Source organism: Vibrio penaeicida, assembly GCF_019977755.1.
Classification (GTDB): Bacteria; Pseudomonadota; Gammaproteobacteria; order Enterobacterales; family Vibrionaceae; genus Vibrio; species Vibrio penaeicida.
In genome coordinates, this window is record NZ_AP025144.1 from 48,356 (window position 1) to 59,945 (window position 11,590).

The 11,590-nt window shown below is 44.4% G+C and carries 6 protein-coding genes and 5 tRNA genes; 7 read left to right on the forward strand and 4 right to left on the reverse strand.

Annotation, left to right across the window (positions count from 1 at the left end; translation table 11 throughout):
• Window positions 1–15: 15 nt before the first annotated feature.
• From LDO37_RS00240 to LDO37_RS00250, 3 genes are read right to left on the reverse strand one after another with little or no spacing between them, the layout of a single operon-like run.
• Entirely contained in the window at window positions 16–3,141 is a 3,126-nt protein-coding gene (locus tag LDO37_RS00240; protein WP_101114941.1) for a multidrug efflux RND transporter permease subunit, read from the reverse strand.
• A gap of 11 nt (window positions 3,142–3,152) precedes the next feature.
• Window positions 3,153–4,259, reverse strand: a complete 1,107-nt coding sequence (locus LDO37_RS00245; RefSeq protein WP_126606948.1) for an efflux RND transporter periplasmic adaptor subunit — start codon at window positions 4,257–4,259, stop codon at window positions 3,153–3,155.
• A gap of 18 nt (window positions 4,260–4,277) precedes the next feature.
• Window positions 4,278–4,898, reverse strand: a complete 621-nt coding sequence (locus LDO37_RS00250; RefSeq protein ID WP_126606950.1) for a TetR/AcrR family transcriptional regulator — start codon at window positions 4,896–4,898, stop codon at window positions 4,278–4,280.
• A 143-nt stretch (window positions 4,899–5,041) separates the two neighbouring features.
• Here LDO37_RS00250 and rep point away from each other — a divergent pair, with 143 nt between their 5' ends.
• On the forward strand, window positions 5,042–7,057 hold the full coding sequence (gene rep, locus LDO37_RS00255; RefSeq protein WP_101114938.1) for a DNA helicase Rep: 2,016 nt from the start codon (window positions 5,042–5,044) through the stop codon (window positions 7,055–7,057).
• Between the two features lie 116 nt (window positions 7,058–7,173).
• On the opposite strand, the gene LDO37_RS00260 is transcribed toward rep, so the two are convergent.
• The gene (locus tag LDO37_RS00260; RefSeq protein WP_101114936.1) at window positions 7,174–7,587 is read right to left on the reverse strand and encodes a c-type cytochrome; all 414 of its coding nucleotides are present in this window, start codon (window positions 7,585–7,587) and stop codon (window positions 7,174–7,176) included.
• 365 nt (window positions 7,588–7,952) lie between these two features.
• Here LDO37_RS00260 and LDO37_RS00265 point away from each other — a divergent pair.
• The 6 genes from LDO37_RS00265 (at window position 7,953) to LDO37_RS00290 (ending at window position 11,537) form a co-directional block, all read left to right on the forward strand.
• A tRNA-Arg gene (locus tag LDO37_RS00265) sits at window positions 7,953–8,029 on the forward strand.
• Between the two features lie 41 nt (window positions 8,030–8,070).
• Window positions 8,071–8,146, forward strand: a tRNA-His gene (locus tag LDO37_RS00270).
• A gap of 83 nt (window positions 8,147–8,229) precedes the next feature.
• Window positions 8,230–8,306 (forward strand) — tRNA-Pro (locus tag LDO37_RS00275).
• 44 nt (window positions 8,307–8,350) lie between these two features.
• Window positions 8,351–8,426, forward strand: a tRNA-His gene (locus LDO37_RS00280).
• A gap of 52 nt (window positions 8,427–8,478) precedes the next feature.
• Window positions 8,479–8,555, forward strand: a tRNA-Pro gene (locus LDO37_RS00285).
• 1,266 nt (window positions 8,556–9,821) lie between these two features.
• Complete coding sequence (locus LDO37_RS00290) at window positions 9,822–11,537, forward strand: dipeptide ABC transporter ATP-binding protein (protein ID WP_126608779.1); 1,716 nt, start codon at window positions 9,822–9,824, stop codon at window positions 11,535–11,537.
• Window positions 11,538–11,590: the final 53 nt, after the last annotated feature.

Below are 11,590 nucleotides of genomic sequence, written 5' to 3' on the forward strand. Positions count from 1 at the left end.
GTGTATCTGTTGCGATTACACGGACTCTTCTCGAATATCTCGTTGAGCGGCTTTTGCCTCATCAACTCTCGCAAGCTTTTCTAGATCTTTATCTTCAACAAATACTGGCAGCGGTTTGTGATCCTCTGCTAAGTAGCTGTAAATTACTGGAAGAACGAACAAGGTGAAAAGCGTCCCTATCGCCAATCCAGCAACGATAACAATACCAATACTGAAACGTTGAGCAGCACCTGCACCAGTTGCATACATCAGAGGTATCAAACCTGCGATCATGGCTGCTGTTGTCATCAGGATAGGGCGAAGACGCACCTTCGCCGCTTCCATTACTGCCTGCATCTTGTTCTTTTTATTATGAAGTTGTTCTTCTTTGGCAACTTCACAAATCAAAATGCCGTGCTTGGTTATGAGACCGACGAGCGTAATCAACCCGACTTGCGAGTAGATATTCATGGATGCGGCGCCCCACGCCAGCGCGATTAACGCTCCACATATGGCGAGCGGCACAGAAACCATAATGACCAGTGGATCTTTCACCGACTCGAATTGAATAGCCAATACAAGGAAGATGATGGCCAAAGCTAAGCCAAATGTTGCGTACAGTGCGCTGCCTTCTGTTACGAACTGACGTGATGCTCCCATGTAATCATGGTTGTATCCCGCAGGCAGTTTGGTTTCCGCTATATTTTCAAACCAGTTTATCGCTTCACCCATAGCAATACCTGGTGTTGGTACTGCACCTACAGTTGCCGAATTTAACTGATTGAAGTGTGGTAGTGAGCGAGGCTCCGCAACCACATCAATAGAAATCAGGCTTCCTAGTGGTATGGAATTACCATCTGCCGCTCGAACGTAATAGTTGTTCATGGATTCTGGGTTTAAGCGATACTTACGCTCTACTTGAGGAATCACTTCGTAAGAACGACCATTTAGGTCAATACGGTTCACATAGCCATCAGCCATCATTGTGCTGAGCGTGATGCCAATGTCTTGCATGGTCACGCCATAAACACCGGCTTTATCTTTGTCTATATTGATCTTCATGGTGGCTGAATCGTAGTTCAGATCGAGATCAGAGTAGACAAACAGTGGGCTCGTATTGACTTCCGTTAATACGTCCGTCGCGACTTGGAACAAGCTCTCAAAACTATTCGGTGTTGTCATAACAAACTGAATAGGAAGACCAGAGCCCGCGCCCGGTAGTTCAGGCATTTCAAACGCCGTTACCGACATGCCTGGAACATCTTGCACCAACTTACTTACGCGATCTTTGACTTCCGCTTGGCTTGCTTCACGCTCGCTCCACGGCACCATGGATGCAATACCGAAAGCTTGGTTTGAGTTAGGCACTCCAGTGAACACCTGAGCAAACGCCACTTCTGGCTGGTCTGACAGGATTTTGTTCACATCATTCATGGTGTTTTGCATGTAGTCGAGGTTCGCGTTTGATGGCGCTGTACCCATCAACATCACGACACCTTTATCCTCAGATGGCGCAAGCTCACTCGGTATGAACTTGAACAACATTGGAAGGCTGGCAAACACGATGATAGCGAAAGCAATAATGACAGGGCGATGCTGCATTACAGCGACTAACATACCTTCGTAGCGATCCGACATTCTGTCTAGGAATTGATGAACGGTTTTCTCGAATTTGCTTGGTTGTTCGTTGGCTTTCAGCATTTTCGAACACATCATCGGAGAAAGTGTTAACGCCACGATACCTGAAACAAATACTGCCCCAGCAAGAGTAAGGGCGAACTCCTTAAACAGAGAACCGGTGATACCGCCCATCATTGCGATTGGTGCGTATACCGCCCCTAAGGTCAGCGTCATGGCAATAACAGGCACCGCAATTTCACGTGTACCAATGATAGCTGCGCGGAATGGCGATTCCCCCAGTTTGATATGACGGTCGACGTTTTCCAAAACAACAATGGCATCATCAACCACCAAGCCGATAGCCAGAACCATAGCCAGCAGTGTCATTAGGTTCCAAGAGAAACCCATTGCTTGCATCACCATAGCCACACCAATTAGTGACAATGGAATAGTAACGATAGGGATCAAGACCGCTCGGAACGAACCTAGGAAGATGGTGATAACCACTAATACAATCAGTGCCGCTTCCAAAATGGTCTTGATGACCTCTTGGATGGACTCATTGATTGCAATTGTGGAGTCGTACATGACTTCCATCTTGATGTTACTTGGAAGGTTCTTTTCAAGTGTTGGTAATAACTCTAGAACGTCTGCCGCAATGTTGATTGGGTTAGCACTTGGCGCGGCATTGATTGCAGCAACAACCGCTTCTTGCCCATTCGCACTTGCACGGTAAACATCGTGGCTTTTCTCTAGTGATACTTTGGCGATGTCACCTAAGCGGATGACGAGCCCTTCACCATTTTTCACCACCAAACGACTGAGTTCTTCAACGCTTGAAATTTGTGTATCGGCACTGCCGTTATACAGAACAAATTCGCCAATGGCTTGACCGGTTGCCGACTGGTAGTTGTTGGCATTCAGAACCGTCATTACATCGGTTGCTGTTAGGTTAAGTGCGCCCATTTTCGTTGGGTCTAACCAAACACGAAGTGCGTATTTCAAACCGCCGTAAAGGTCGATCTTAGACACACCGTTAACTGTAAATAGCTGAGGGTTGATCACTCGCTCAAGATAGTCTGTTAACTGGCTCGACACCAACTCGTCACTGGTGAAACCAATGTAGAGAACCGCAGTGGTTGAGCCTGTCGACATGGTTACCGTTGGATCTTCTGCTTCTTTTGGCAGTTGAGATCTCACCGAGTTGGTTTTGGCGAGAATATCCGCCAATGCCGCATTAGGATCGGTATTCAGTTTCATTGTCACCGTAATGGTGGACTTACCTAACACCGATTGAGACGTCATAAAGTCGATATTGTCGGCTTGTGCGACAGCTTGTTCCAGCGGCTGAGTAATAAAGCCCTGAATCAAATCGGCACTGGCACCGTAATAGCCCGTTGATACTGTAACAACGGTATTCGTCATTTCAGGGTATTCACGCACCTGCATTTTGAAGATGGCTTGTAAACCAAGCAAAGCAATCAAAAAGCTGATGGATACCGCTAAAACAGGACGTTTAATAAAAACATCAGTAAAGCGCATGCTTCCTCCAGTTACAGCATTGGTGTTTCAGCAGGCGGATTCGTTGCATCGCTTTCCACGATACGAACTTTAGCGCCGTTGCTTAAACGAACCTGACCAGAAGTCACCACTACATCTCCAGGTTTTACCCCTTCTAATATATGAGCGATGTGCTCGGTACGTTCACCCACTTTTACAACGTGTTGCTTCACTCGCTGTACACCATCTTCGTCAGACAGGATGTACACATTGTCACCGTATAAGGTGAAAGTGATTGCGGTTTGAGGCAAGGAAACCTGATCGGTGAGTTTTGGCAAAATGATGTCGGCACGAGCAAACATACCACTACGAAGTTGACCATCGTTATTTGGAATGTCCGCCTGAACTTGTACCAAGCCACTTTGTACGCTGACGGCAGGCTCTATAGCACTGATGGAGCCTTGGAAGGAATTTTCTGGGTAGGCGTCAACTTTAATATCAACAGTTTGACCTATGTGAATACGTGAAATATCCGTTTGTGGAACGGTAAAGCGAAGGCGCATAACACTGGTGTCTTCAAGACGTACAATATCCGTTCCCGGTTGTAGGTATTGACCTAAGTAAACATTTCGGATGCCGACAACACCTGCAAACGGTGCTTTGATTTCACGGCGATCGATAGACGCTTTTAAGCTCTCAATATCTGCAGAAAGAGATAAATACGCAGCTTGTGCATCATCATAAGCTTCTTTCGATACAGAGCCTTTCTTATACAAACCAGCATAACGTTTATATTTTGCTTGAGCTGCAGGTAATTTTGCTTTCGCACTTTTTAGGTTGGCTTGCTCAACTTCAGAATCCAAAGTAAGAAGAACTTGGTTATCTTTAACTGTAGTGCCAGATTCAAATTGAATCTTATTGATTACACCATTGGTTTCTGTTGTAAGTGTCACGCCTTGGTTTGGTTCAATGAAGCCGATTGCTTCAATGGTCGGAACCCAATCAACAGCCGTAACTTCAGTGACGGTAACAGGGAACTCTGGTTCTGGTCTGTTTGCCAGATACTCAGCGATCATGTCTTGCTTATACATATTGAAACCTATCACACTGCCGAAAAGCAGGATTGAGATAAGTAACATAAAGAAAGTCCACTTTTTCATTCTATTCAGAACTCCAAGTTAGTGTTGAACAATGGCATCCCAGCTGGCTTCAATCGCCGCTTCTAATGCATCATCATTGAGTTGAAAGATCCCTAAGGCATGTTTGCGAGCAAGCGTGACGCCTACTTCCAAACTAAGACCAGATAAAATGGGGTTATCCAAAGGCTTGAGCACCCCTTGTTGTTTACCTTCCGTGAACATTTGCTCCACTTTGGCAAACATTTTTCGTTCAAGTTCCCTAATATTCACATGAGCAGGCGTAGGAAGAGATTCGTATTGAGTCCGATTGCAAAGCGTGCTCCCTTCCGTGCAGGCCAAATGCCAGATGTTGAGCCACATAATGCGAAAACGTTGTTTCAGAGGCATGTCATTATCTACGTTGGCTTGCACAACATCAGCGATACGCTGAGAAACCATGAGCCTTAATTCAATCAATAAATGGTCTTTATCATCGAAATGGCGATAAATGGTTCCAGCGGCAACACCTGCTAATTGTGCAATCTTTTGCATTGATATGCCATGAAAGCCTTCCTCTGCGAGCAAGTTTTCTGCAGCTCGCAATATCTTCAATCGCTTATCGTTACCAATCTGCTTTTCACCGGGCATATATGCATTACTCAAATGTGAATGAACGTTCATTCATTATAATTCCAACCCTACGGATGTGTGCAACAAATAATTTGTAATCCTACGAATATTTTGCCGAGTAATTTCTTATTGGTATAAATATGAGGAGAGAATTACACTATGCTCCCGAGATCGAATTCGAAAGAGACCCCGCAATGAAGCTGAACCCCAGACAAGATGAAGCCGTGAAATACGTATCAGGTCCCTGCTTGGTACTGGCAGGCGCTGGCTCTGGTAAAACTCGAGTTATTACCAACAAAATTGCTTACTTGGTTCAGCAGTGTGACTACAAGGCGCGGAATATTGCGGCGGTAACCTTTACCAATAAAGCCGCTCGTGAAATGAAAGAGCGTGTTGGTCAAACTTTGGGTAAGCATGAGTCAAAAGGGTTAATGGTTTCAACGTTCCACACGCTGGGTTTAAACATCATTCGTCGAGAATACAAAGCGTTGGGATTAAAAGCGGGCTTTTCTCTGTTTGACGATCAAGACCAGTTAGCGTTATTAAAAGAGCTCACTGAAAAACAGATCGATGGCGATAAAGATTTACTCCGTTCCTTGCTGAGCCATATTTCTAACTGGAAGAACGACATGCTTTCACCTGCTCAAGCTATTGAACGAGCTAGAGGGGAGCAAGAGCAATTGTTTGGGCACTGCTTTGATATGTATCAGAAGCAAATGAAAGCCTACAACGCATTGGACTTTGACGATCTTATTGCGCTGCCAGTTTTTTTGCTGAAATCGAACGAAGACGTCCGTCAACGCTGGCAAAGTCGTATTCGCTATTTGCTGGTCGATGAATACCAAGACACCAACACCAGTCAGTATGAACTGGTTCGTTTAATTGTCGGTGAGCGTGGTCGATTGACCGTGGTAGGCGACGATGATCAGTCTATCTATTCATGGCGCGGGGCAAAACCTCAGAACCTCGTGTTATTGGGGGAAGATTACCCCAACCTTCGCCTAATCAAACTAGAGCAAAACTATCGTTCAACCAGCAGAATTCTGCGTAGTGCGAACATCTTGATTGCCAATAATCCGCACGTTTATGAAAAAAAGCTGTTCTCTGAAATACCAGATGGCGAAATGCTCAAGGTACTGACCGCAAAGAATGAAGAGCATGAAGCGGAAAAGATCACGGGTGAACTGATTGCGCATAAATTCCTGAACAGAACCGATTACAAAGACTACGCGATTTTGTACCGCGGCAATCATCAATCTAGGTTGATTGAAAAATCGCTGATGCAAAACCGAGTGCCTTATAAGATTTCTGGTGGTACTTCCTTTTTTGCTCGTTCAGAAATCAAAGACATCATGGCTTACCTTCGTGTTCTCGTGAATCCAGATGACGATAATGCTTTTTTGCGAATCGTAAACACCCCAAGACGAGAAATTGGTCCGGTCACATTAGAGAAATTGGGTAGCTACGCCAACATGCGAGGAAAAAGCCTGTTTGAAGCCAGCTTTGAACTTGGGCTGGAGCAGCACCTCACTGGTCGTGGTTTGGAAAACCTGCGTAAGTTTGTGCAATGGGTGGTCGCGATATCCGACAATGCAGAGCGAGGCAATACGGTTGAGGCAGTGCGTTCACTGGTGAGAGATATCCATTATGAAGACTGGTTATACGAAACGTCACCAAGCCCGAAAGCCGCTGAAATGCGAATGAAAAATGTGTCGGACTTATACAGCTGGATAGTGGCGGATCTCGAAGGAGACAACTACGACAATGAAGAAAAAACGTTAAAAGAAGTGGTTCAGCGGCTTACGCTTCGAGACATGATGGAGCGAGGTGAAGACGACGATGATGCCGACCAAGTTCAATTGATGACGTTACATGCATCTAAAGGGTTGGAGTTTCCTTATGTTTACTTACTTGGTGCAGAAGAAGGCATTTTGCCGCACCAAACCAGTATTGATGAAGAGAATGTAGAAGAAGAAAGGCGGCTAATGTACGTAGGGATAACGCGTGCACAGAAGGAGCTCACGTTTACCATGTGCCGTGAACGCCGACAATATGGGGAATTGATCAAACCTCAACACAGCCGCTTTCTCGATGAACTGCCTTTTGATGATGTAGAGTGGGAACAAGCTAAAAAGAAAGTCTCACAAGAAGAAAGAATGGAAAAAGGTCAGGCGCATATTGCCAATTTGAAAGCGATGTTTAAAAAGTAGATCTATTAAGAATTCCACACCTGAGGTCACTTGGGTGTACACCAAGATTGAGCCCGAACAAAAAAGAGCAACCGCCTTTCGCGCGTTGCTCTTTTTACTGAGGTTTTGTCGGTACGTTACAAACCTTCGATCATATGGTTAATGGCAGCGACGATTTCTTCATCGGAGCAATCCATACACGCACCTTTTGCAGGCATTGCGTTGAAACCATTGATGGCATGATCGGTCATCACATCCATACCTTGGGCGATACGCGAGGCCCATTGCCCTGCATCTCCTTTAATTGGTGCACCACTGACACCAGTACCGTGACAGGCTGTACAGAATACATTGTAAACTGAAGCGCCATCTCGAGGACCTTTAGGTTCTGCTGAAACAGGCTCGCTTCCAGCAAGGTATACCTGACCAACAGGTTTAATACGATCTGAAATCGCATCGTATTCTTCTTGGCTGACTTTGGCTGCAAAAGAGAAACTTGAGAAGGTGATTGTAGCAGCCAATAGGCCAATAATTCGACGTGACATATCCATTACTCGCTATACATTTCCAGGCATTGATAAATACGATGTTTATCTTTATTTGGTTTGTTATTCACCTAAGCTATTGTCAGAGAATATTCACAGACACACGGTTCATCAAAAAATACCGTAAACAATGCCTTTCCCTGTCGAAACTTAAGTATTTTGATTATCTAGGTGTGAAACACCTGTTAAATCATTATAAATAATAGGTGATTATAGCGACTCAAGTTGTTGCAATAAACAACAACTTGTTCGCGACATGGGTTTAATCACATCTCAATTGCCGAAAAAGGCAACAATCAATAAAAAAACTGCAAAAAACACTAGACGACACTTTGTGATATACGTATTATTCCACTCCGCCGATAGGGCATGCGCCCGTAGCTCAGCTGGATAGAGCGTTGGCCTCCGGAGCCAAAGGTCGAAGGTTCGAATCCTTTCGGGCGCGCCATCCGGATGCTTATGTGAATAGGTAATATTGGCAAAATAGTGGTGGCTATAGCTCAGTTGGTAGAGCCCTGGATTGTGATTCCGGTGGTCGCGAGTTCGAATCTCGTTAGCCACCCCATTATTTCGGTAACCAAAGTTAGTAATAGATAGGGTTTCCAGTTTTGATTAAGTTCGAAACAAAACACTCCTTTGGAGTATCGTCGGTGAATAGCGCAGCTTGGTAGCGCATCTGGTTTGGGACCAGAGGGTCGGGGGTTCGAATCCCTCTTCACCGACCACTATTTCAATAGTTGTTGTTAACAGCTATGTAAAAAAATTAGTGGTGGCTATAGCTCAGTTGGTAGAGCCCTGGATTGTGATTCCGGTGGTCGCGAGTTCGAATCTCGTTAGCCACCCCATTGATTTGGTAGCCTATAAGGTTTCCAGTTTTGAAATCAAAACAAAATTTGTCGGTGAATAGCGCAGCTTGGTAGCGCATCTGGTTTGGGACCAGAGGGTCGGGGGTTCGAATCCCTCTTCACCGACCACTATTAAGAAGCCTCGTCAGTAATGACGAGGCTTTTTGCATTTTGATGGTTGGTGTTCATAGCATACGGTCGTGGGCTGGAATGCCAGCCCAATCGAATCCCTCTTCACCGGCCACTATTAAGAAGCCTCGTCAGAAATGACGAGGCTTTTTTGCATTTTGATGGTTGGTGTTCATAGCATAGGGTCGTGGGCTGGAATGCCAGTCCAATCGAATCCCTCTTCACCGACCACTATTAAGAAGCCTCGTCAGAAATGACGGGGCTTTTTTGCATTTTGATGGTTGGTGTTCATAGCATAGGGTCGTGGGCTGGAATGCCAGTCCAATCGAATCCCTCTTCACCGGCCACTATTAAGAAGCCTCGTCAGAAATGACGAGGCTTTTTTGCATTTTGATGGTTGGTGTTCATAGCATAGGGTCGTGGGCTGGAATGCCAGTCCAATCGAATCCCTCTTCACCGACACTATTAAGAAGCCTCGTCAGAAATGACGGGGCTTTTTTGCATTTCAGCGAAATCAAATTTAGGTGTATGGGGGAGTGGGTTGGTGGTAAACCTGTGAGAACCTGTATTTACCTCAGAGCGTCTTAATCAGTCATTATGAGGCGCAGAGGTCATCTTCATCATAAAATAGACCATACTTATTTTTCATTAAACATCAAAGCACTACCGAAGTGAGCCTAGATTCTTACTGAAAAATGAGTTCTCAGACTTAAATTATGAGTTTAAATGCTTTCTAACTAGTTTTATTTGCTGAAAATAAGTTCTCAAGCAATGAAAAATACTTTTTATTTTTTAAGCTTAAAAACTGGTTGAGACTATAGTTTTAGTTGGGCGCCTTACTTTCGAGTTATATTTTGCTTATTTGGCTTTTGTATAGGGTTTAATTCTGATAAATATCAATTATTCAGGTTTTGTTTTTTATTTGTTAAAAGTGTAGACGAATAAAAATTCTTAAATGTGAATTGAGAATATCTTGTTAATTCGCATGTTTATTGTCGATGTATTAGCATACTTCGATGAAATACAAATGATAATTCTATTTTTTACGATGCTTCCCTTGGAATCGTTAGTTTATTTTTTTGAATTATTATGCATTAAATCTGCTTTCTAAGCGGTGCTTAACGCACATTTATGCTTTGTTTGTTGCTTTTGTGTGAATTATTTGCCAAATTATTCGCCTGTTAAAAGCCGGATATAAAGCCGGATGAAGAATGGAATCAACTTACAGACAGGGCAGAAAACTGCCATAGCAGTAGAGGTCTGGTGATGTCACTATTAGAAGTTAAAAATCTTCGAATCGAATACCCGTCACGACATGGGATTCATGCCGCCGTAAAGTCGCTTTCTTTTAATATAGAGAGAGGCGAAATTGTGGGCGTTGTGGGCGAATCTGGTGCAGGTAAGTCTACCGTAGGTAATGCCGTTATTGACCTACTAAGCCCTCCTGGTTTGATTGCCAGTGGTGATGTGTTCCTTGACGGGGAAAAAGTCTCGGGGCTAAGCCCAGAGCAAATGCGCAGCGTGCGCGGATCTAAAATTGGATTTATATTCCAAGATCCTATGACCTCACTTAATCCTTTATTTACGGTTGAACAACAACTGAAGGAAACCATTCATGCCAACATGAATGTGTCGGACGATGAAGCGTATGAACGCTCGTTGTCTCTGATGAAACAAGTCGGTATTCCTCAACCTGAAAACCGCTTAAAGCAATACCCTCACCAATTCTCAGGTGGTATGCGTCAGCGTGTTGTTATCGCAATTGCTTTGGCTGGTGAGCCGGATTTGATCATCGCTGATGAACCCACCACTGCGTTAGACGTTTCTATTCAAGACCAAATACTTAGCCTTATCCGCGATCTTTGCGTTGAGAAAAATGTAGGCTGTATGTTGGTTACGCACGATATGGGTGTGGTGTCTAACGTGACGGATCGAGTTGCGGTTATGTACCGCGGTGATCTGGTCGAGTTTGGCGAAACATCGAAAGTCCTTGGTGACCCTGACCATTCTTATACACGCAGTTTGATTTCTGCGGTTCCCCGTTCTGATGTGAAGCTGGATCGCTTTCCTTTGGTAAGTTACATCGAAGAAGCGCACGAGATGGAACCATTGGATGTTAAAAATCACTGGTTAGGACAAAGCCAAGATCACCGTGACTATACAGGTCCGCTACTGAATGTTGAGAACGTTAACCTACGATTTGTTACCAAAGACTCTTTCTTTGAAAGTCGCCGCGAATACGTGCAAGCATCCAACAATGTTAGCTTTGAAGTATTTGAAGGTGAAACATTTGGTCTTGTGGGCGAATCGGGTTCGGGTAAGTCGACTATTGCACGTGTTATCGCGGGCTTGTACGCGCCAAACTCTGGTAAGGTCACGTTTGAAGGCATTGACTTAACCTCTCTAAAATCTGAAAACGAGCGTCGTCCGCTGCGTCGTCAGATGCAAATGGTCTTCCAAAATCCTTACACTTCAATGAACCCAAGGATGAAAATCTTCGACATCATTGCAGAGCCTATTCGTTTCCATAAATTGACACGAAACGAGCAAGAGACGAAGCAAATTGTAGAAGACCTACTTGAACATGTTGGCCTTGGTAAGATGGCTGGCGTGAAATACCCACATGAATTTTCTGGTGGGCAAAGACAACGAATTTCCATCGCTCGAGCATTGGCGACACGTCCTCGATTGCTTATTTGTGATGAACCCACTTCTGCACTGGATGTATCGGTGCAGGCACAGATTCTCAACCTCCTCAAAGATCTTCAAGATGAACTAAATTTGACTATGCTATTTATCAGTCATGATTTGCCGGTAATCCGTCAAATGTGTGATCGAATTGGTGTAATGCAAATGGGTACTTTGCTCGAAGTCGCTCCAACGGAACAGCTCTTTAATGATCCGCAGCATGAGTACAGTAAGCAATTGATATCTTTGATGCCTGAGTTCACAGGCTTAAGAGAAGACATTAAATCCGCTTAGCGGGTTAATGAAAATGCAAAACACAACACAGACAACAACAAATAGGGATTTGG